Genomic DNA, 20504 nt, shown 5'->3' on the forward strand with positions numbered 1-20504 from the left:
CCGGAGCGGTACCGACTTCAGGTCGGCCGCACCGCGCCCACCCTGTCACTTGACGCAAGCACCCTCAATAGGTTGCATACGGTCTGTGATCAAGCACCGGGCTCGTGCCACACTCAGCTGTGCTGCCCCCATGACCGTCCGGCCGTCAGGAGCCGCGCCGTGGACCCGGTGATCATCGTGGGCGCCGGGCCGGTCGGCCTCGCGCTCTCCCTCGCGCTCGCCGCGCAGGGCGTGCCCAGCGTCGTCCTCGACGAGGGCACCGGCAAGGACGAACCCCGCCCCGCCCGCAGCGTCGTCCTGCGCGCCGACACGGCCGCCATGGTCGAGCGGCTTGGCTGCACCACCCTCCGTGACGAGGGCGTCCGCTGGGTCGGCTGGCGCGGCATGCGCCGCCGTCAGGTCGTCCGCCATCTCGCCCTCGACCTGGGACTCGGCGGTACGGAGGAGTGGTCGGAGGACCCGGCCGCGCCCTCCGCGCCGGCCGCTCCGCTGCACATCCCCCAGCACGCCCTGTCGCGCGGACTGCGCGACGCCATCTCCCGCCAGAAGCTCGTCGAACTCGTCACCGAGGCCCGGCTCGACACCGTCGAGCAGGACCGGGACGGGGTCGTCGCCCACACCCGTGGCCCGGAGGGCACCTGGTGGCGCGGCAGCCACCTCGTCGGCTGCGACGGCGCCCGCTCGACCGTCCGCAAACTGCTCGGCATCCGCTTCCCCGGCCGTACGGCCGTGGAACGCCATGCCGTCGCCGCCCTCCGCACCGAACTCCCCTGGCCCGGCGAGGCCCTGTTGCACCGTCAGCCCTCGTGGCGCGGCGCGGCCGAGGAGATCACCGCCCGCCCGCTGCCCGACGGGGTGTGGCGGATCGACTGGCTGCTGCCTCCCCGGGGCGACCTGGTCACCCCCGACGCGCTGGTCGCCCGCATCCGCGAGACCCTGGCCGGCTGGTGCGACGGGGTGACGCCCCCGTACGAACTCATCGACACCGGCGTGCACACCCTGCACCAGCGGCTCGCCCGCCGCTGGCGGGTCGACCGGGTCCTGCTCGCCGGGGACGCCGCGCATCTGCTGGGCGCGGTCGGTACCCAGGGCCTCGACGAGGGGTTCAGGGACGTCGACAACCTGGCCTGGAAGCTCGCCCTCACCTGGCACCACGGCGCCTCGGACCGTCTGCTCGACAGCTACCAGAGCGAGCGCCGGTCGGCCGTCGCCCACCGGCTGCGGGCGGCGGACCAGTCACTGCCGGCTCTGCGCGGCGGCGGCGGGCTGCGGACCTATCTGCCGGGCGCCGGGCGGGGCCACGACGCCCTGCTCACCGACGGCCACGTGGGGCGAGGCCCGCTCGGCGCGCCCCCCGCGTACCCGCATTCCCCCCTCGCCCCGGCGCCCACCGAGGGACGGATCCCGGTGGGCACCCCGACGGGCGCCCCGGTCGAGGACGTCCGCGTGACCGCCCCCGACGGCACGACCGTGCGGCTCAGGGACCGGCTCGGTCAGGGCCGCCTCCTCGTCCTCCTGGTCGCCCCGGGCACCGGGGTGTGGGACCGCCGCCACTGGCGCGGCGCGGGTGTGATGCCCCGGCTCGAAGAGGCGGTACGCGCCCTCCCGGCGAAGGCCGAGGTCCTGGTCACGGAGGCGTACCCGGGCGCACCGGCCCACGCCGTCCTGCTGGTACGGCCCGACGGGCACCTGGTCGCCGCGTTCTCCGGGGTCCGCCCCGAGGAGCTGTACGCGGCGGCGGACGCGGCGCGCGGCGGCTCACCGACGGCGGAGGCGGATTCGGACGAGGGTCCGGGTGCGGGCACGGGTGCGGAGCTGGAGCCCGGCTCGAAGGCGGCTTCGGCGGCCGGACCCGCCCCCGGAGTGTCCACGGGGAGTGACCGCACAGCGGACATGCGTTGATTCCCGAGGGCGCGCATGGTGTACTCCGGAGCGTGACCGACACCTATGCGCGCCTGTGGCGGAGGGTCCATATGGACCTCGTCCGCTACGCGGGCTGCGTGTGTCGCCCGTCCTGCTGATCTCGCCCTTTCCCCACGCGCGCCCCGCCACCGGACACAGTTCCGTGTGCCGTGCCGCCGCCGCGCGCCCTCAGCGAACCCAGGACGGTCACCCGTGTCGCCTTCGACGCCCGCCACACGCACCTCGAACACCGCCCACAACCCGAGCGCCCCGAACTCCCGCACCGACGGCGCGAGTTCGGCCGCGACCACTTCCCGCCCCTCCGGCGCACCGACGGAGGCGGATCTCCTCGACTTCGTCCGGCGCACGGCGGCGGACCGGGACCTGGTCGACTCCCTCCCGCTCGACCCCGAGGGCCGTACCTGGGTACGGCTCGAAGGGCCCGGCGGCAGTGAGGCCTGGCTCATCGGCTGGCCGCCGGGCACCGGCACCGGCTGGCACGACCACGCCGAGTCGCGGGGCGCCTTCGCCACCGCACGCGGCACGCTGACCGAGCACGCGCTCGCGGTCCGGCTGCCGGCGAGCGGCTGGAGGACACTGGAACTGGCCGAGGACCTCGACCGCTCCCGGCGGCTGGCGGAGGGCGGAGGCCGCTCCTTCGGCCGCCACCATGTGCACGAGGTGCTCAACGAGTCCCCGGACACCCACGCGGTCTCGGTGCACGCCTACTACCCGCCGCTCCCGCTGATCCGGCGGTTCAGCCGGACGGGCGCGGTACTCCGCCTGGAGCAGGTCGAGCGCCCGGAGGACTGGCAGTGAGCGACGAACGCGTCGGCATAGACGAACTCCTGGAACGGGTCAGGGCGGGCATCGACCGGATCGACCCCCGCGCCGCCCACGAGGCCTGCGAGGCGGGCGACGCGCTCCTGGTGGACACCCGCTACGCGGCCCTGCGCGAACGGGACGGCCTGATCCCGGGCGCCCTGGTCGTGGAACGCAACGAACTGGAATGGCGGCTCGACCCCCAGGGCAGCCATCGCGCGGCGGAGGCGGACAGCCACGACCTGAGAGTGATCGTCCTCTGCAACGAGGGCTACGCCTCCTCCCTGGCGACCGAATCCCTGCGCCGCCTGGGCCTCCACCGGGCGACCGACCTGATCGGCGGCTTCCAGGCCTGGAAGGGGGCGGGCCTCCCGGTCCTCCTCCCCCGAAGCGGCACCTGACGGAACGCTCCGGCCTGCCGGACAGAACGGCCGGCCTGCCGGTCCCGCCATCCATGGCCCGGCTCCCGGCCGCGCCCCGGGATTCAGCCGGAGCCGGAGGCAGAGTCCTGGTCCCTGCTCCAGCCCACGCCCGCACCCGCTCCCCCGGCCCCGTCCGAGTCCTTCTGATCTCCCCCGGGGATCAGAAGGACTCGTCGAGACCGTCCGTGTCCTCGCCCTCGGCCTCCAGCGCCTGGCGGACGACGCGGAGGGCCATGCCCTCCGGGTACCCCTTGCGGGCGAGCATCCCGGCGAGCCGGCGCAGCCGCCGGTCGCGCTCGAGACCGCGGGTGGCTCTCAGCTTGCGGGCCACGAGCTCGCGCGCTCTGGCCTCCTCCTGCTCGGAGTCGAGCTGCTCCACCGCCTCCTGGATGAGGGTCGGCTCGACCCCCTTGGTCCGCAGCTCGCGGGCGAGCGCCCGACGGGCGAGGCCCCGGCCGTGATGGCGGGACTCCACCCAGGCCCCGGCGAACGCCGCGTCGTCGATGAGCCCGACGTCCTCGAAGCGGGAGAGGACTTCCTCCGCCACCTCGTCGGGGATCTCCCGCTTGCGCAGTGCGTCGGCGAGCTGCTTGCGCGTGCGGGGGGTCCCGGTGAGCAGGCGCAGACAGATCGCCCGCGCCCGCTCAGCCGGATCCTGGGGTGACGGCTCCTTCTCGGCCCTCGACGAGTCGGGGCCGTCACCCGGCCATTCGGTGCGACCGGTCACCGGTTCAGCTCTTGACCGCGGTGGCCTTGGTCGCCTTCGCGGTCTTGCTCGCGGGTGCCGGGACGCTCTTGGCCGCGTCGTCCGCACCGGCTGCGTCGGCGCCCGCCGCGTCCGTCGCCGTCTCGGCCTTCGCGGCCTCGGGCCGGACGCCGACGCCCAGCTTGTCCTTGATCTTCTTCTCGATCTCGTCGGCGAGGTCGGGGTTGTCCTTCAGGAAGTTACGGGCGTTCTCCTTGCCCTGGCCGAGCTGGTCGCCCTCGTACGTGTACCAGGCACCGGCCTTGCGCACGAAGCCGTGCTCCACGCCCATGTCGATCAGACCGCCCTCGCGGCTGATGCCCTGGCCGTAGAGGATGTCGAACTCGGCCTGCTTGAAGGGGGGCGCGACCTTGTTCTTGACGACCTTGACGCGGGTGCGGTTGCCGACCGCGTCCGTGCCGTCCTTGAGGGTCTCGATGCGCCGGATGTCGAGGCGCACGGAGGCGTAGAACTTCAGGGCGCGGCCACCGGTCGTGGTCTCCGGCGAGCCGAACATCACGCCGATCTTCTCGCGGAGCTGGTTGATGAAGATCGCGGTGGTCTTGGACTGGTTGAGCGCGCCGGTGATCTTCCGGAGCGCCTGGCTCATCAGTCGGGCCTGGAGGCCGACGTGCGAGTCACCCATCTCGCCCTCGATCTCCGCGCGCGGGACGAGCGCGGCGACGGAGTCGATGACGATCAGGTCGAGGGCGCCGGAGCGGACCAGCATGTCGACGATCTCGAGGGCCTGCTCGCCACTGTCCGGCTGGGACAGGATGAGGTTGTCGATGTCGACGCCGAGCTTCTTGGCGTACTCGGGGTCAAGGGCGTGCTCGGCGTCCACGAAGGCCACCTGGCCGCCGGCCTTCTGGGCGTTGGCCACGGCGTGCAGGGTCAGGGTCGTCTTACCGGAGGACTCCGGTCCGTAGACCTCCACGACACGGCCGCGCGGCAGGCCGCCGACGCCGAGGGCGATGTCGAGGGCGGTCGATCCGGTGGAGATCACCTCGATCGGCTCCTGGACGCGGTCACCCATGCGCATCACGGCGCCCTTGCCGAATTGGCGTTCAATCTGTGCGAGCGCGGCGTCGAGCGCCTTCTCGCGGTCGGTTCCTGCCATGGGTTCCACCCGGTTTGCTTGAGTCGATCGCTTCATGTGAAAGACGCTAACCCCTGCCACTGACAATGGGCCCCGACGTCCCCTCCGGCCTGTGGACAACTCGCCGACAAGCCCACGATTCCAGGGGCCGGACTTCCATGAGAATGGATGTTCGATTTCAGTGTCAAGCATGCCACGCGGGCGGACAGGAGTCCGGCCGTGCCGGAGCGCGAAGGTTGTCACCTGAGCTCGATACCTGTCACCGACGTGGTCGGCAGCCGCATCGGCCGTGGCGTGGCGCCCCTCCGTGGCCGTGACCTTCAGCGCGGTCCGGGCGTCGACGAGGGCGGGGCCGCGTTCGATCGTCGCCCGGTGCGGGTGCGTGAGGACCTGCCGGCCGGCGGGCGGCCTCCTCGGCTGCCTCGTCGGGCCCGGTTGCGGACCTGGTCGGCCCGCTATCGTGTGCGGGATGCCACGGCGGCGGAGCCAGGCGCGGAAGGCTCTTTGGCTGTAGCCCTTGCCTCCCAGGACGTGATCGGGCCTGATGCGGGGTCGTCCCGGTCTGATCCGGGGCACCCGGATCGCTTCCATCACGACGGTGAACCGGGTGCGGTCGTTGGTGTTGCCACCCGTCACGACGAAGGCGAGCGGGCGGCCCCGGCCCTCACGGGCGAGGGGGATCTCGCCCCGGAGCGTACGAGCACCGCGGGCCGGAGCGGACCAGAACCCGCGAAGACTCCCCGCCCGACGATCTGCACGGCAGGCTGCCGTGCGTGACCGGCACGAGCACCTCGGCACGGAGTCGCACCAGGCCCGTGACCTGCCACTTCACGATGCACACCACTCGCCGGCGCGGCCAGACCCTCCCGATCTCGCGGGAGGCCGACCGCTCGGGCCGACGGCCACGTCACCGGAACGCGTCTGAGTTCGGCTACGTCCTTCGCCGCCGACATCGGTGCGAGCGAGTGCGGCAGCTTCTCGCGTGGCCACTCACACGGCATTCAGGCCATTCGGTGGCCGGAACCAGCAGAAATACACCTTTCCTCTCGGAATCCGGCGCTGCCCACCTCGATGCACTGCCATGATCCCACCGAAAGGTATGTGACATTTCACATTGCTCTCAGATGAGGGCACGGAAGAGGGAGGGACCCCATGAAGAGTCTTGCCACTGTTGCGGTCGCCGCTGCGACCCTGGCCACCCTGGCCACCGGCCAGGAAGCCGTCGCCGCGCCGACCGGGCCGGTCGGCGCCGTCGTCACCTGCGGCACCCCCGGTGCGCCCGGGATCCTACTGACGAGGGCCTGTGTCGAGGTGACCGGCAACCAGGTCCGCTTCTACGGGGTCGCAGCCACGACCAACTCCGGGTGGCAGCCCCAGCAGGTCGGCTTCACGGTCTCCGGCACGGTCGTCGGCGGAGCCCCGATCGCGCCCATCAACCCGACCGTGCTCGTGCAGGCGGGCACGACCTCGGTCGGCAGCATCGTCACCACCGCGCCGTGCGGTTCGACGGTCACCGGCAACTTCTCCGTGAACCAGTGGGGCTGGCCCCCGTCGACCGCGACCGTCTCGGCCGTGGTGTCCTGCTGACCAGAGGCTCCACCCGGCTCCCGAGCCCGCACCAAGAGCGACTCGCCGCCACCCCGGTGACCCACGCACTCTGAGCCCCTGCGACAGCACCCCGCCCCGGGAACGGCACCGGAACCTCCGGACACAGACCGCCCCGGGGGCCGCAAGCTCAGAGTGCGTGTACGGGCCGACCTCGGTGAAGTCCTCACCGAGGTCGGCCCGGCAGAGCCGGGCGGCCGGCCCCCCTGCGCCCCGCGCCCCACCGAGCAGGAGCCGTCGAACCGGGAAGGCCTCGGCGCCTGGCCCGGCCGAGGACGCCCCGGTGACCGGATGCCGCGCACCTCGGCCTTGCCCCATCGCCCGTCGCTCACTGCTTCGGACATGCACCCGAGGGCCGGGTGCTTGTCGAGCCCCAGAGCGCGTCGATGCGGTGCCGCTCCAGGGATCCCTTCCCGCGTCCGGCCGCCACGAGAACCGGCGCATCGGCAACCCCGAGACGATCAGACCGTCCAGATCCCGGACCGCACACGTCACCTCGCCGGCTCCGGTTCGCCACGTAACCGTCCAGCGACGTGCCCAGCCTTCACCGAGATCAAGGGCCGAACGCCCGGCCGCCGTCTCGACCTCGGCGACCGGTTCCGCCCACTGGCACCGGTCCGATCACAACTGGCCCGGTGCCCCTTCAGTACCCGCTCGCTCGAACACGCAGGACATCGAACAAGCCGTCACCTAGCACCGAAGCCGATCTTGAACGAACAGCAGGGGTGACAGCTACCGCGCTCCGGCACACCGGCCGCGCCCGCCGCACACCGGCCGCGCCCGCCGCGCCCCGGGCGGGCCCGACCTCCGGCCTTCTATGTCCAACCTGCGTTGTTCCTAGAATGGCCCGGTGAAGGACATCGACGCGATCGCCGTACTGCAGGACCCGGTGCGCCGCCGCCTGTACGAGTACGTGGCCGCCCAGGGGCGCGAGGTCGGCCGCAACGAGGCCGCCGAGGCGGCCGGCGTGGCGCGCACGCTCGCCGCGCACCACCTGGACAAGCTGACCGAGGCCGGGCTGCTCGAGAGCGGCAGCCGTCGCCTGACGGGCCGCTCGGGGCCGGGGGCGGGCCGCCCCGCGAAGGTGTACACGCGGGCGCGTGCCGAGCATTCCGTGTCACTGCCGGCGCGCGACTACCGCACCGCCGCCGAGCTGCTGGCCGAGGCCGCCGAGCAGGCCGGCCTGGACGCCGGTCTCTGCGCCGCCGCGCGCCGCCGGGGCGAGGCCCTGCGCGGCTCCGCCGCACCCTGCGGCGACCTGGAGGAGGCCATGACGGTACTGGCCGCCCGAGGCTACGAACCCCACCTGGAGGGCACCGACAGCACCCCGTGCGAGCAGGACACCCAGGACGGCCCGCCCGCCGAAGGCCCGGCCGAAGCCCCCGCGCCCGTCGTCCGCATGCGCAACTGCCCCTTCCACTCCGTCGCCGAACGCTTCCCTCCCCTCGTCTGCGGCATGAACCTCGCCCTGCTGGAAGGGCTGCTCGGCACGGACGGCCCCGTCCGCGCCCGCATGGACTCCCGCCCCGGAGAGTGCTGCGTCGTGGTCGAAGCTTCTAAAACCAATGAAGATTGACATAGAAAAGCGGGCCGTGCTGGGATGAGGCCATGACCGCCTCCGCACACCCCGCGCCCGCCGCCCATCTCGCCCAGCTCAACATCGCGACGCTCCTTCACCCCCTCGACGACCCGCGCCTCGCCCCGTTCGTCGACATGCTCGACACGGTCAACGCCGCGGCCGACGCCGCGCCCGGCTTCGTGTGGCGGCTCGTCGAGGACGGGGCGGTCGACGCCACCGGTCTGCGCCCGGCGGGCGAGGACGTCATCGTCAACCTGTCGGTGTGGGAGTCCCAGGACTCCCTGTGGGACTTCACGTACCGCAGCGGGCACCTGGAGGTGATGCGGCAGCGCCGCGACTGGTTCGAGCGGCACGTCTCGGCGCACCTGGTGCTCTGGTGGGTGCCCGCCGGTCACGTCCCGACCGTCGGCGAGGCCCTGGAGCGGCTGGCGGACCTGCGGGCGAACGGGCCGTCCCCGCGCGCGTTCACCTTCGCCTCCGCCCACTCCGCCGCCGAGGCGGACCTGCACCGTCGCGCCGGGGACTCGGCCCCGGTGCTGTAGAACCCCCTAAGAAGGCCGGGGCAGCACCGTCCACAGGTCCCCTCCCCGCCCCTCCAGCCGCATCAGGGTGAGCGCCTTCGCCGGGAGCGGTTCCGTACGCAGGGCATGGGCGTCCGGGGTCGGGGGAAGGTCCGGGGCGACCGCTTCCAGGATCGCGCCGAGGGTCGGCGCGTCACCGGCCAGCGGGCCGAGCGCGCCCGTGACCACGCTGCCGAGGACCTTGCGGCGGAGCGTTTCCGGGTCGTCGTTCAGGAGCCGGCCGCTGAGGGACGGGGCCGCGATGCCGTGCCGGGCAAGGCGGGCGGGGCTGATACGGATGTCGGCGAGGTCGCGGTAGACGAGTCGCCGGGGACGGCACTCGGCGTCGACGACCACGAGCAGGTTCTGCCCGTGCGCCTCCAGGGCCACCCCGAGGTCGAGCAGCTCCAGGCAGACGCCGAGGGCCAGCCGCGCGAAGCCGACGACCCTGCGCAGCCGTTCGTCCGGAGTGTGGGCGGCGAGGAGTTCGGGAAGCGCGGCCACCGGCAGGACCCTCTCCCCGGCCGCCGCGTCCGCGTACACCTGCGGCGACTCGCGCAGGAGCGCCGCCAGGTCGGCCGTTCCCGCCCCCGCCGCCGCCGGGGTGCGGGCGATGTGGAGACGGCCTTCGAACCGCCCGGCGAGCCGCTCGGCGAACTCCGACGTGGCGACGGCGTGCGTGACGGTGTACGCCGAGATGTCCCGTACGGTCGAGGTGAGCCGCGTACTCAGCGCCGTCTTGACGTGCCTGCCCCCGCCCAGGTCGAGCGTGCGCAGCGACAGCAGCGGATGCGCGTCGGGACCGGGCCGCAGCGCGCGGCCGGACCCCTGTGCTCGGCCGTGCAGGATGTGCTCGGCCTGCCAGGGATGGACGGGGATCAGTACGCGGGCGCCGTCACGGAGTTCGTCGGGCCACACTCCCGACACGGCCGCGCCCTCGACCGGGGCCAGCCACAGGGGGACGACGGGCCGGTGCTCGGGCGCGTACGCCAGTTGTTCGGCCGCGGAGAAGCCCGGCCGGGAACGGCAGCAGGGATGGTACGGATGCCCGTCGGTCTCCCGCTGCTCCCATTCCCACGGCTCCGCGGCGGACAGGGCGGCGACGGGACGCCGGGGCGCCGTGCGCGAGAGCGTCATCGACGCGACGCTGTGGTCGAGTTCGGCGGCCAGCCGTGCGCCTCCGGGGACGGCCAGGGCGGCCATCAGCTCGGCCGGATGGTCGAACCGGCGCCCGTCGAGGTCGAGTCCTGTCACCGAAGCCGCAGCCGTCGATACGGCTGTCGGCGCCGCCACCGTCGCCCAGGGGTCCGAGAACGGACCGCGCAGCCGCCGCCCGTCCGCCAGCCGCAGGGTCAGGCCCTCGCGGTCGGCGGTACGGGCCGTGACCCAGGGCAGCGGCTCATGGACGAGACCGCGCCACAGCCGGGTCAGCACCGCGCTCCGCGCCCCCGGCAGCCCTGCGGCGTACGCGGCCGTGAGGTCCGGGCGGACGGCCGCCAGCTCGGCGGCGAGCACCCGTTCCGCAGCGGTTCGGCACATGGGGATGTTCTATCGCGGCCCGACCCGGTCCACACATACTGATGATGATGAACACACTCTCGCGGACCGCCGACGCGCTGGCGGTGACGCCCCTGCTCAACTGCCTGCTCCGCGAGACCACGGACCCGGCGGAGGACCCGGACCCGGCCTCGGCCCCCGCCCCGGCCCTGACCTCGGCCCCGCATCCGGCGGCCACTCCGGCGGTCACCCCCCGGCACTCCGTCCACCGCCTCCGCGCCACCGGCCGTCTCCTCCGCGTCCGCCCGGGGCGCAGGCCCTCCGGCCCCGAGCTGTGGACGGGCCGCGCCTGGCAGGCCCTGGACCACGCCCGGCTCGTCGACCTCGCCTCCGAGGAGATGCGCGCCACCACCGGCCGGTCCAATCCCGCCCTGGCCGCCGAGATGGCCGCCAGCCGCGCCGCCGTGCGGGCCGTCCTCGCCGCCCGCGCCCGTACGGCGCCGCCCGGGGACCCCTGGCTCCGCTCCGAGCAGGCCCTCGTCATGGGCCACCCGTACCACCCGGCCCCCAAGGCACGTACCTCCGAGGGCTCCCCCACCTCCTGGCTGCGCTACGCCCCCGAGGCGTACGCCCGGTTCCCGCTCGTGCTGCTCGGCGTACGCGAGGACGCGGTGGTCGAGTACGGGGACACCCGGGCCCTGGACACCCTGGGCGAGGCCCCGCCCGGCTACCGGCTGCTCCCGGCCCACCCCTGGCAGCTCGAACTCTCGGACCGGGTCTCCCGGCTGCGCTCCGCCTTCGCCGAGGGCCGCCTCGTCCGGTTGGGCAGCACGCGCGGGCCGGCCCGGCCGACCTCGTCGGTGCGTACCGTGTACGTCCCCGGGGACGGCGCCCACGCGCGCGAGGACGTGTTCCTGAAGTTCAGCCTCGACGTCCGGATCACCAACGACATCCGCCGGATGCGCCGGCACGAGCTGCTCCACGTACGCCGTACCGACCCGCTCGTCACCGCCGCGTTCACCGCCATGGACGGCCCGGCGTCCTGGCTCAGCGACCGCGGCTACCGCACGGTGGACGGTCTCTTCGAGACTTGCGCCGTCCTCGTACGGGACGGCCTCGACCGCCATCTGGCGCCCGGCGCGACGGCGGTCCTGACGGCCGCGCTCTGCGAGGGCTTCCCCGGCAACCCGCTCGACCGGCTGACCGATCCGCGGGCCTGGTGGTCGGCCTATCTGCGGTGCGTGGTGCCACCGGTCCTGGAGGCGTTCGCCCGCTTCGGCGTCATCGTGGAGTGCCATCTGCAGAACACCCTGATCGCCGTGGACGGCCGGGGCACCCCCGTCCAGTCGGTGTTCCGCGACGCGGAGGGCGCCAAGACCGTTCCGCCGATGCCCCGCGAGGCGGCCTGGCAGCGGCTCGTCTACTGCCTCGTCGTCAACAACCTCTCCGAGGTCGCCGGCGCCCTCGACGACCGGTTCCCCGGTTCCGCCGCCGCCCTCCGGGCCCTGGCCCGCGACGAGTTCGAACGGAGCGGACGGCTGCCGGGGCTCCCCGACATCGCCGGCCTGCTCGACGCGCCCACCCTCCCGGGCAAGGCCAACCTGCTCTCCCGCTGGATCAGGGCGGAGGGAACCGCCCCGCACTACCTTCCCGTCCCCAACCCCCTCGCGAACAGGACCGTCGACAGCGCCACGCGCGCGCGTACGTGAGGAAGGCCGATTCCGGCGGGTCGGTGGTCACAGCAGCTCTCGGACCTCCTCCACCGCCTCCCGGACCCTCGGGTGCCGATCATCGGCGAGACCGTCCAGCAGTTCGGCGACCCCTGGGGTGGACCAACGGGCGACCGCCCAGACCAACCCCTCCCGCACTCCGGGGTCGGGGTGGGCGGCCAGGCGGCTCAGCTGCGCGAGCGGGCCGCGCCGACGCGTTCCGAACCAGTACAGCGCCTCCCGCAGCGCGGCGGGGTCCCCGGGATCACCGGCCGCGACCCGGGCGAGCAGCACCCTGACGGGCGGCGGCGGTCCGTCCAGCGGATGCGGCAGCCGCTCGCGCAGGCGCCGAGCCCCGTACCCACCGCGCTCCCGGCACCCGAACCAGGTACACGGGCTCGTACCGTGCGCGTCCGGCACATACCGCCGGCCCGCCACCTGCGGCGCGGCGCGGACCCGTGCACCTCACGCGGCCGGATCGCCCGGGGAACGAACACCTCCCACCCGCGCGGGTCCTCCAGCGCCGCGATCCGTCGCACCGCCTCCGAAGCGGGAACGGCGGCCTGGGCATCCCGCACCCGGTCGGCATAGCGTCCGACCAGCACGTCCTGGGCGTCGTCGAGTCGCACGTGGACCGCCACGAGCCCGCCCCGGCCGCCGAACCGGGCCAGCTCGCGCAGCCATTGGTGGGTGAGGGTGTACGACGACAGCACCGGGAAGCAGTAGACCCCCCGTGCGCCGCCCTGTCCGTGGCTGGCCGCCCGGATCCCGGACCGTCGGATGCGCGGCGCGTTCGCCGCCGAGGTCAAGTGTACGAACATCGCCATGACATGGAATGTCAGGTGACCGGTTCCGGGTGGCGGCGTACCGATCAGGAAGGGCGCCAGCCCCGCCGCGGACACCAGGTCGCAGATCTGCCGGACCTCGACCCGGTTGCTCCGGCGGTCGTCGTGCGCCTGGTAGATCACCGCGTACACGAGTGCCCGCTCCCGCTGGTGCCGGGCGTGGGGAACGGCACGTCCCACCACAGGCTTTCGAGGGCCTCCGGGGTGATGCGCGGCCGGGCACCGCGCGAAGCCCGCCCGTCCCCCACCGCCAGCCGTACGGCTCCCAGGGCGGCGGCCTCCTCCGGGAGCTCCCGCAGACAGCGCGGGTCCTCACCCGACTCCGCGCAGACCTGCCGCACCGGGCCGCGCGCACGTGCCCCTGCGCCGGCTACGGGCCTCCCCGGTGTTCCCGGAACAGGCGCCGTTGTTTCCAGAGGGCGGCGGCGGCGACTGTGGTCGTGGCCACGAGCAGGGAGCCCATGGCCCGTGTCGTGCGGCGGGCGCGCAGGGCACGACGGTGGGTGGCCAGTCCGGCGGCGAGGAAGTCCGCTTCGAGGGTGGTGAGTCCGCTCCGGCCGGCGCGTGAGGCGTGCGCGTCGAGCTGGGCGAGGCGGACCGGCGAGATCCGCACGCCGGGTTCCCGCCCCACCGCGTCCCAGGCGTCGGCGGCTTCGGTCAGCCACCGCTGGAAGCGCAGTTTCTCGCGGTCCCGGTCGATCCAGTCGCCCAGCCGGGGCCAGGCATTGATCAGGGCCTCGTGCGCCAGTCCGACGGAGGCCCCGTCGGAGGTGATCAGCCGCGCCCGGGTCAGTGATTCCAGGACCTCGTGGGTCTCCTGGCCCTCGCCCAGGGATTCGAGTTCGGCCCGGGTGACGGAGCGGCGGGTGTCGGGGGCCCCGCCGGACCCCGGGGTGATCATCCGCAGCAGGATCTGCCGCGCGATGTCCGCCCGCACGGTGTCGAACCGGGCGTAGACGCCCTCGGCGCTCTGGGCGATCGCCCCCTGCAGGCCGCCGGCCTGCTCGTAGGAGTCCAGGGTGAGCGTACGGCCCTGCCGACGGCTCCACGTCTCGAGGAGGGCGTGGGACAGGAGGGGCAGGGCGAAGCCGTTGTCGGCGACGTCGGCGGTGAGCCGGGCCGTCAGCGCGCGTTCGACGACCAGTCCGTGCGCCCGCGCCGGTCCGACGATGGCCTCGCGCAGTTCGGCGGAACTCATCCGGGTCACGCTCAGGCTCGCGTCGCGGACGACCGAGGCGAGGCCGGGGTGGTCCAGGCAGCGTCGGACGAAGTCCGCGCGGATTCCGAGGACGACACGGAGCCCGCCGGAGGGCCCCTGGTCCGCGAGCAGGGCCTTCACGAACTCCTCCCGTTCGACCGGATCGTGACACAGCGTGAAGAGCTCTTCGAACTGGTCCACGATGAGGAAGACGGCGGCGGGACGGGTGCCCGTGGACGACAGGAGCGGCCCATGGGTGGAGAGCGGGCGCTCGCCGGGGGTGATGATGCGGATCGCGGCGGGGCGCAACGGGCCCTCCGGCCCGCGCAGCCGAGGCACGAGTCCGGCCCGGAGGAGGGAGGACTTCCCGCTTCCCGACGGTCCGATCAGCGCGGACACCCGCCGTTCGCCGGTCAGCGCCCACAGGTCTTCGCCGAGACGGTTCCGGCCGAAGTAGAGGGCCTGGTCGGTGTGGTCGAACCGGGCCAGCCCTTTGTACGGGGGGTTCCCTCGGCCGGGGTGCCGTGCCGTGAGGGCCTCCGAGGCGTGGCGCCAGCGCGCTTCCCATACCTCGGTGTCGCCGCTGCCGCACGCCTCGACGTAGGCGAGGAGGACGGCGAGGGTGGGGAGCTGCCTCCCGGCCGCGGCCCGGGAGAGGGTGGCGACCGAGTAGGGGCAGCGCCGGGCCATCTGGTGGTACGGAGGGCTGCCGGCAGCGTGGCGCAGCCGGCGCAGGGCGTCGGCGAGCGCGGCGACCGGACTCGCCGTGGCGTCGAGCGGATTCTCGTGTCGGCCCATGGCACTCCTGCCTTCCCCCGTGGCGGCCTCCGAATCAATCGCCCCGCCGCTCCGTCCGCAAGAGGAATTCACGCCGTGAAGGGTGGCGGGGATTGTTTCACCGCGTGAGAGGGCCTGCGCAACAACCGTTTCCGGTCCGACGATGGGGCGCAACGGGGGCCGCCGAGCTTCCTCCCACCGGGCGACGACGTCCGGCGGGAGGAAGCAGGGCCCGTCGGGTTCGGCGGGTCCGGACGGGGCCAGGTTGGCCCAGCGGCCGTGGGGGCCCTCGGGAGCCAGGGGGCACAAGAGCCGGTGGACTCAGGGAAGCCGGGGAGCCGCTGGATTCAGGGGAACGGAGGAGACGGTTGAACGGGGCGGATCTGGCGACGGCGGCGGTGGAGGCGGTGGCGCGTGCCGCGGTCACCGCCGCGGGCGGAGCGGCGGGTGGAGCGGCGGGTGGAGCGGCGGGCGACATGATCGTCGATCTGGTGCGCGGCCGGCTGCGGAACGTGGACCGGGGAGAGGAGGCCGTGTCGGAGGTCGAGCGGACACCGGACGACTTCGAAGCGCGGTCCCGGCTGCGGGAGAAGCTGGCGGCCGTGCTCGCCGAGGACCCGGCTTTCGCCGCGTACCTGGCGAACGTCCTGGCCCCACCCAGGCCGGCCGAGCGGCCCGTCAACACGGGCAGCGTCGTCGTCGACCGGGGCGGCCGGGCCCGGGGCACCTTCGTGCTCGGCGACCAGGCCGTCACCAGGATCCGGAAGGGCGATCCGGCCGCGCTCGTGGCCGTCGTCGCGGTGGTCGTGGTGCTGGTCCTGGCCGTGTACGGGCTGGCCCGGCTCACGACGGGCGGCGACGGCTCCTCGCCGCTCGGACCCGACGGACGCCGGGTCACGGCGCTCAAGGACCCCGAGACGGTCAAGGCCGTCACCCCCGACCTGCACAGCATGCCGGCCGGCTGGACCGTCACGTCCCCGCCGAGCGTCACACCCGGCGGCGACGCCTGCTCCGAGTCGTCGGAGAAACGATGCGAAGGGATCCTTTCGGTGGCCCGGTCGTCCTTCCACAACCCCTTCGACCAGTCCGCCACCTTCCTGGTGGTCGCCTGTGCCTCGGCCGACGCCGCGGAGCGCTTCTACGAGGAGTTCACGCTGGGGGCGTCGGAGGGGAGCGACGGAGCCAAGCCGCTGGCCGTGCCGGCCCTCGGCGACCAGGCGTCCGCCCTCGAAATCTCGGACGGGGAGGGGAAGGCGTACGTTCGGGTGGGCACGGTGGTCGTGGCCGTGCAGGAGCAGGGCTCCAACTCCGACTACGAGGTCGCCACACTGGAGGCGCTGACGGAGATGGCGGCGCAGCGCGCCCAGGAGGCCCAGGACGGCCGGGCCCCCGCCGCGCGGGCCCGGACGACCTGACGGAACCGCCGGGCCCGGGGCACGAGATCCGCCGGACGGAACCAGGGGGGGGCGGGAGCGGGTCCCGGCCCTGCTGGTCGTGACACCGCTGCTCGTGGCCGCCCAGGCCTGGACCCGGGCACGCCTTCCGACACCGGGTCACCGGACCCTCGTACCTCTGACGTCCCGGGCGCGGAACCGTCGTACTTCTGAGACCCGGGCCGGGTTCAGGCGCCCTCGTCCCGTGCCGCCTCCTTCTTGTGGTGCAGCGCCTTCTGGAGCCGGGCCACCACCGCCTCGCCGTACCGCCGGTGGCCGTGGACGCGCGGGTCGTCCGTCACGTCGTACCGCTTCACGTACGCGCCCAGGAAGGCCTGGAGGGTGGCGACGGCCGGGATGGCGATCAGGGCGCCGACGGCGCCGAGCAGCGCCGTCCCCGCGATGACCGAGCCGAACGCCACCGCCGGATGGATGTCCACCGTCTTCGAGGTGAGCTTCGGCTGGAGCACGTAGTTCTCGAACTGCTGGTAGATGACCACGAAGCCGAGCACCCACAGCGCGTACCAGGGGTTGACGGTGAACGCGATCAGCATCGGCAGGGCGCCGGCCAGGTAGGTGCCGATGGTCGGGATGAACTGCGAGACCAGCCCGACCCACACGGCGAGCGCCGGCGCGTACGGCACGCCCAGGATCTCGAAGAGCACGAAGTGCGCGACGCCCGAGATGAGGGCCATCAGGCCGCGCGAGTACAGATAGCCGCCGGTCTTGTCGACCGCGATCTCCCAGGCGCGCAGCACCTCGGTCTGCCGGGCCGGCGGCAGGACGGAGCAGAGCCCGCGCCGCAGCCTGGGTCCGTCGGCCGCGAAGTAGAACGAGAACAGGAAGATCGTCAGCAGCCGGAAGAGCCCGCCGAGGACGGTGGCGGAGACGTCGAGGACACCGGACGCGCTGTTCTGCACGTACTTCTGCAGCCAGTCGGAGCTCAGGACGCTGTCCTGGACCTCGACCCTCGACAGCTCCGTGTGGAAGGTCTGGTTGATCCAGTTGATCACCGAGTCGAGGTACTTGGGGAAGTTCTCGACCATGTCCACGATCTGGCCGGCCAGCATCGACCCGAGGAGGACGACGAAGCCGACGCCGAAGACGAGGACGGCGAAGAAGACGAGGAAGGTGGCGAGGCCGCGCCGCATCCCGCGCGCCGCCATGCGTCCGACCGCCGGCTCGATGGCGAGGGCGAGGAAGAAGGCGAGCAGGATGTTGACGAGGAGGCCGACGAGCTGGTGGAACGCCCAGTTGCCGAGCAGGAAACAGGCGTAGAGCGCCAGGGCGAGGACGAGCGCGCGGGGCAGCCAGCGCGGCATCCGAGCCGCCTGCCCGAGGGGCGGCGACGGCTGATCGGCGGGCACGGATGCCTGGCCGGTGGGCGCCGGCGTCCGTCCGGCGGGCACGGATGTCACACCGCCGGCGTCGCCTCTGCCGGGCGGCGCCACGGGAGCGGTCGCCTCGGCGGATTCGGCCGATCGGGTTGAGGCGGTCAGGTGTGTCGCGTCGGTTTCGTCAGTCGGAGCCACCCCGCCAGTCTCGCGCACCGCACGGACATTCCACCCGGGACCCCGCACATCAACCATTCTCCGGGGCGCCGCGAGCGTGCGGTTCGAGTTCTCGCAGCTCAGAAGCGGTCGGGACGACCATAGCGTGCGCAACAGGTGTGGTGCACGGAACCTGACGGAAGATTCACTCGGCGGGATGCTGACCGGGTTCGGGCCGCCCGTTCAGACGCTGGCGGATTTGGCCCTCGGGGAGTATCCGAACGGAATATAGCGGTAGGCGTCAGGTCATGGATCCAGGCCGAAGACCCTGCGCCACTTCGACGCCTGATCGTCAGCCCGGGCGTTTGGCCATGACGACCAGACCGGGGCCGCTGTATCCCGTCGGGGGAGCCGCAATTCGGCGACCGGGTTCAGGCCGGCCTGCTCGATCAGATTGACGAGTTGTTCCGGCCGCCACTTGTGGTGTCAGCAGCGGGGGTGCGGCGGTGCCGTTGTCGCTGGACCGTGACGAGGCCATGGCGCGGCCGGGACGGGGAGTCGGCGGTCGGCGCGCACGGGCGGAGCGTCTGTGCGCGCATGCTCCGCCGACGCCACGGCCCTGCGCCCCACCGGCAGGAGCCCTCCCCCCACTCCCCTCCCCGCACGCGCCCCTCGGAAAAGTCCAGCAGCGGCCCGGAGGGGCGGGCGTCCAGCCGGTGCGCCGCGGTCGACGGACTGCCCGGCACCGGCCCCTGGGTCACTCGGCCGGTGCGCGGGCCGAAGGGCCCGGTCGCTCAGGTTCCGCCAGGTTTGCCCGTCGAGACCAGCAGGAAGACGGACGAGCCCGGTGCCACCGGTTTTGCGCCGCCCCGGGGCTGACTGCTGATCACCTGCCCGGCGGGAGCGTTCCAGTCCGTGTGCCGCATGATCGTGCAGCTCAGTCCGAGTCCGCGCAGCAGGCTTCCGGCCTGTTCGACCGGCATGCCGGCCAGGTCCGGCAGCGCGATGCCCGCTCCCGCGGTCTGCTCCTGCTCCCGTGTCGGAGTCGCATCGGCGCTTCCGCTCTTGGGGGTGCCGGTGGCGAGCGGGGTGCACGCCCCGTTCGCCAGTGGGGACAGGGACGGGGAGGCGCCGGGCGCGGGCGGCACGGGCTTCAGCGCGAAGAACCCCACCGTGGCGCACGTCAGCACGCAGCACGCCGCAGCGGTGCCGAGGAGCGCCCGGCGGGTGCGGCTGCGGCTGACGGCTCGCTCGATCGCGGCCGCGTCGACGACCGGCGCCGTCGGCCCGTCGGCGAAGGAGGCCACCGCGGCACGCAGCTCGGCTTCGAGCCCCGGCTCGAACGGGGCCGGTCCGGACGACGTGTTCCTCACTTGGTACCTCCGAAAGCGGCCGACGGCGTGTGCGGCGCCTGGGCGCCCGATACGGAATCGCGCAGCTTGGCCAGGCCGCGGGCGAGCTGGGACCTCACCGCACTCGAAGAGATGTCCAGGACGCCGGCGACCTGCCCGGCGTCCAGATCGTGCAGGTAGTACAGGACCACCACGCTGCGCATGCCCATCGGCAGCCCGAGCAGGGCCTCGATCAGTTCCGCGCGCAGATCCACCTGCCCGAACCGGTCCCGGGGGTCGGCCGTCTCGGGCACCCCCGACAGCCCGGGGCGCTCGCCCCGGCGCGACAGCCGCCGCCAACGGTCGTTGGCCAGGTTGACCAGCACTTTGCGCACGTACGCCTCCGGCGAGTCCGCCACCGCGACCTTCCGCCACTGTCGGCACGCCCGCTCCAGCGCCTCCTGCACCAGATCCTCGGCCACGTGCACGTCACCGGTCAGCGCATACGCGGTGCGGAACAACGCTCCCGACCGATGTGCGACGAACTCCGTGAATCCGTTGCCCGGACCGCTCCTGCGAAACCTCACCCGCCGACCTCCTCTCCTCATCCCGTCCCGATCACTGCCCCCATGACGGCGGAACGGGGCCGAGTGCTGCACCGAGCCGCCGGCAGTGACGTGAATCACAGCCGGGACGGAAGGGTGTCCCAGGACCTCGCGCCGCTGCCGCCCGGGGTGCGGGCGGGGCCCGGCGAAGCGGAGGGCCGCCGGGCGGGCGGCCCGCAGTCGGCCGAGAAGAACGGGGGCGCCTCTTGCCAGATACTACGGTGACCGTACTACGGTGTGCCGGGTGAAGAACAAACGCTCCATGCAGGAGCCGACCTTCCTCCTCCTCACCGCACTCGCCGACCGGCCGCGCCACGGCTACGCGCTCGGGGACGAGGTCGCCGCGATCTCCGACGGTCGGGTGCGACTGGGCGCAGGCAGCCTCTACGGCACCCTTGACCGCCTGCTGACTGAGGGGCTGATCCGCGTCGAGCGCGAGGAGACGGTGGACGGACGCCCCCGACGCGTGTTCACCCTCACCCCGGACGGAGAACAGTCGCTCAGGACCGAGGCCGACCGCCTGCGCTCCGCCCTGCGCGAGGCGGACCGCCGCCTGGCGGCACCCCGGACCCGTTCCGCAGGAGGCTCGGCATGACCTCGAAGCACCCCCTGAACGCCTGGCTTCTCCGGCGGGCCCCCGCGCTCTACCCGTCCTCGTACGGCATCGGCGCGCTCGCGGAGGTGACCGACTTCGCCGCCCGCCGGATCGCTCTCCGGTCCGGCCGGAGGGCTGCGCGAGGTGGCCGACGTCGCCGGGCACGGAGTCCGGGTCCGGCTCGGCCTGGTCTCCCACCGCCCGACGGGCCGGGCGTTCGCCACCGCGGCGCCGATCGCCGCCCTGCTCGCCGGAACCTACGCGGCAGCCTCGGTCGTGCGCGACGTGCG

At 73.4% G+C, this 20504-nt stretch carries 16 protein-coding genes and 3 pseudogenes; 10 read left to right on the plus strand and 9 right to left on the minus strand.

What is annotated here, in order from left to right; translation table 11 throughout:
- Positions 1-159: 159 nt before the first annotated feature.
- From ABT154_RS20745 to ABT154_RS20760, 4 genes are all read left to right on the plus strand, one after another.
- Entirely contained in the window at positions 160-1902 is a 1743-nt protein-coding gene (locus ABT154_RS20745) for an FAD-dependent monooxygenase (RefSeq protein ID WP_351858294.1), read from the plus strand.
- A 32-nt stretch (positions 1903-1934) separates the two neighbouring features.
- The gene (locus ABT154_RS20750) at positions 1935-2021 is read left to right on the plus strand and encodes a putative leader peptide (RefSeq protein ID WP_315986099.1); all 87 of its coding nucleotides are present in this window, start codon (positions 1935-1937) and stop codon (positions 2019-2021) included.
- Positions 2022-2115: 94 nt separating this feature from the next.
- Positions 2116-2721, plus strand: coding sequence for a cupin domain-containing protein (locus tag ABT154_RS20755; RefSeq protein WP_351858295.1), 606 nt, complete (start codon positions 2116-2118; stop codon positions 2719-2721).
- Positions 2718-3125 (plus strand): rhodanese-like domain-containing protein, encoded by a 408-nt coding sequence (locus ABT154_RS20760; protein ID WP_351858296.1) that lies wholly within the window; start codon positions 2718-2720, stop codon positions 3123-3125. Before ABT154_RS20755 ends, ABT154_RS20760 begins: the two co-directional genes overlap by 4 nt.
- A 181-nt stretch (positions 3126-3306) precedes the next feature.
- On the opposite strand, the pseudogene recX reads toward ABT154_RS20760, so the two are convergent.
- From recX to ABT154_RS20775, 3 genes and pseudogenes are all read right to left on the minus strand, one after another.
- Positions 3307-3990 (minus strand): annotated as a pseudogene (gene recX, locus ABT154_RS20765) (recombination regulator RecX); the annotation flags it as partial.
- Positions 3878-5011, minus strand: coding sequence for a recombinase RecA (gene recA / locus ABT154_RS20770; protein WP_351858331.1), 1134 nt, complete (start codon positions 5009-5011; stop codon positions 3878-3880). The pseudogene recX and the gene recA, both read right to left, overlap by 113 nt.
- Before the next feature lie 345 nt (positions 5012-5356).
- A pseudogene (locus ABT154_RS20775) lies at positions 5357-5788 on the minus strand (transposase); the annotation flags it as partial.
- Positions 5789-6142: 354 nt separating this feature from the next.
- On the opposite strand from ABT154_RS20775, the gene ABT154_RS20780 reads away from it, so the two are divergent.
- The 3 genes from ABT154_RS20780 (at position 6143) to ABT154_RS20790 (ending at position 8716) form a co-directional block, all read left to right on the plus strand.
- The gene (locus tag ABT154_RS20780; RefSeq protein WP_351858297.1) at positions 6143-6577 is read left to right on the plus strand and encodes a hypothetical protein; all 435 of its coding nucleotides are present in this window, start codon (positions 6143-6145) and stop codon (positions 6575-6577) included.
- Between the two features lie 868 nt (positions 6578-7445).
- Positions 7446-8171, plus strand: coding sequence for a helix-turn-helix transcriptional regulator (locus ABT154_RS20785; protein ID WP_351858298.1), 726 nt, complete (start codon positions 7446-7448; stop codon positions 8169-8171).
- Positions 8172-8203: 32 nt separating this feature from the next.
- Positions 8204-8716, plus strand: a complete 513-nt coding sequence (locus ABT154_RS20790; protein WP_351858299.1) for a DUF3291 domain-containing protein — start codon at positions 8204-8206, stop codon at positions 8714-8716.
- A 6-nt stretch (positions 8717-8722) separates the two neighbouring features.
- Here ABT154_RS20790 and ABT154_RS20795 read toward each other — a convergent pair whose 3' ends face one another.
- Complete coding sequence (locus tag ABT154_RS20795) at positions 8723-10273, minus strand: IucA/IucC family protein (RefSeq protein WP_351858300.1); 1551 nt, start codon at positions 10271-10273, stop codon at positions 8723-8725.
- 41 nt (positions 10274-10314) lie between these two features.
- Here ABT154_RS20795 and ABT154_RS20800 point away from each other — a divergent pair, with 41 nt between their 5' ends.
- Positions 10315-11940: an IucA/IucC family protein gene (locus ABT154_RS20800; RefSeq protein ID WP_351858301.1), complete on the plus strand. Its 1626-nt coding sequence runs from the start codon at positions 10315-10317 to the stop codon at positions 11938-11940.
- A 27-nt stretch (positions 11941-11967) separates the two neighbouring features.
- Here the strand turns inward: ABT154_RS20800 and ABT154_RS20805 are convergent.
- Together ABT154_RS20805 and ABT154_RS20810 are read right to left on the minus strand one after the other, a co-directional pair.
- Positions 11968-12767: pseudogene (locus ABT154_RS20805) on the minus strand (HEAT repeat domain-containing protein).
- A 388-nt stretch (positions 12768-13155) separates the two neighbouring features.
- Positions 13156-14781 (minus strand): helix-turn-helix domain-containing protein, encoded by a 1626-nt coding sequence (locus ABT154_RS20810; protein WP_351858302.1) that lies wholly within the window; start codon positions 14779-14781, stop codon positions 13156-13158.
- A gap of 347 nt (positions 14782-15128) precedes the next feature.
- On the opposite strand from ABT154_RS20810, the gene ABT154_RS20815 reads away from it, so the two are divergent.
- Positions 15129-16175 carry a hypothetical protein gene (locus tag ABT154_RS20815; protein ID WP_351858303.1) on the plus strand — a complete coding sequence of 349 codons (1047 nt, stop codon included), beginning with the start codon at positions 15129-15131 and terminating at the stop codon, positions 16173-16175.
- Positions 16176-16381: 206 nt separating this feature from the next.
- Here ABT154_RS20815 and ABT154_RS20820 read toward each other — a convergent pair whose 3' ends face one another.
- From ABT154_RS20820 to ABT154_RS20830, 3 genes are all read right to left on the minus strand, one after another.
- Positions 16382-17515 carry an AI-2E family transporter gene (locus tag ABT154_RS20820; RefSeq protein ID WP_502969553.1) on the minus strand — a complete coding sequence of 378 codons (1134 nt, stop codon included), beginning with the start codon at positions 17513-17515 and terminating at the stop codon, positions 16382-16384.
- 962 nt (positions 17516-18477) lie between these two features.
- Positions 18478-19056 carry a PASTA domain-containing protein gene (locus ABT154_RS20825; RefSeq protein WP_351858305.1) on the minus strand — a complete coding sequence of 193 codons (579 nt, stop codon included), beginning with the start codon at positions 19054-19056 and terminating at the stop codon, positions 18478-18480.
- On the minus strand, positions 19053-19601 hold the full coding sequence (locus ABT154_RS20830) for a SigE family RNA polymerase sigma factor (protein ID WP_351858306.1): 549 nt from the start codon (positions 19599-19601) through the stop codon (positions 19053-19055). The genes ABT154_RS20825 and ABT154_RS20830 overlap by 4 nt, the downstream gene beginning before the upstream one ends.
- Positions 19602-19881: 280 nt before the next feature.
- Here ABT154_RS20830 and ABT154_RS20835 point away from each other — a divergent pair, with 280 nt between their 5' ends.
- Entirely contained in the window at positions 19882-20214 is a 333-nt protein-coding gene (locus ABT154_RS20835; protein ID WP_351858332.1) for a PadR family transcriptional regulator, read from the plus strand.
- The last annotated feature ends 290 nt before the right edge of the window (positions 20215-20504 follow it).

The sequence above is a fragment of the Streptomyces sp. NPDC001728 genome (genome assembly GCF_040297565.1).
Classification (GTDB): domain Bacteria; phylum Actinomycetota; class Actinomycetes; order Streptomycetales; family Streptomycetaceae; genus Streptomyces.

Coding starts and splice junctions, on each gene's coding strand:
- ABT154_RS20800 (WP_351858301.1), top strand. CDS start 10,315: ATGATGATGAACACACTCTCGCGGACCGCCGACGCGCTGGCGGTGACG.
- ABT154_RS20790 (WP_351858299.1), top strand. CDS start 8,204: ATGACCGCCTCCGCACACCCCGCGCCCGCCGCCCATCTCGCCCAGCTC.
- recA (WP_351858331.1), bottom strand. CDS start 5,011: ATGGCAGGAACCGACCGCGAGAAGGCGCTCGACGCCGCGCTCGCACAG.
- ABT154_RS20780 (WP_351858297.1), top strand. CDS start 6,143: ATGAAGAGTCTTGCCACTGTTGCGGTCGCCGCTGCGACCCTGGCCACC.
- ABT154_RS20820 (WP_502969553.1), bottom strand. CDS start 17,515: ATGCCGCGCTGGCTGCCCCGCGCGCTCGTCCTCGCCCTGGCGCTCTAC.
- ABT154_RS20795 (WP_351858300.1), bottom strand. CDS start 10,273: ATGTGCCGAACCGCTGCGGAACGGGTGCTCGCCGCCGAGCTGGCGGCC.
- ABT154_RS20810 (WP_351858302.1), bottom strand. CDS start 14,781: ATGGGCCGACACGAGAATCCGCTCGACGCCACGGCGAGTCCGGTCGCC.
- ABT154_RS20835 (WP_351858332.1), top strand. CDS start 19,882: ATGCAGGAGCCGACCTTCCTCCTCCTCACCGCACTCGCCGACCGGCCG.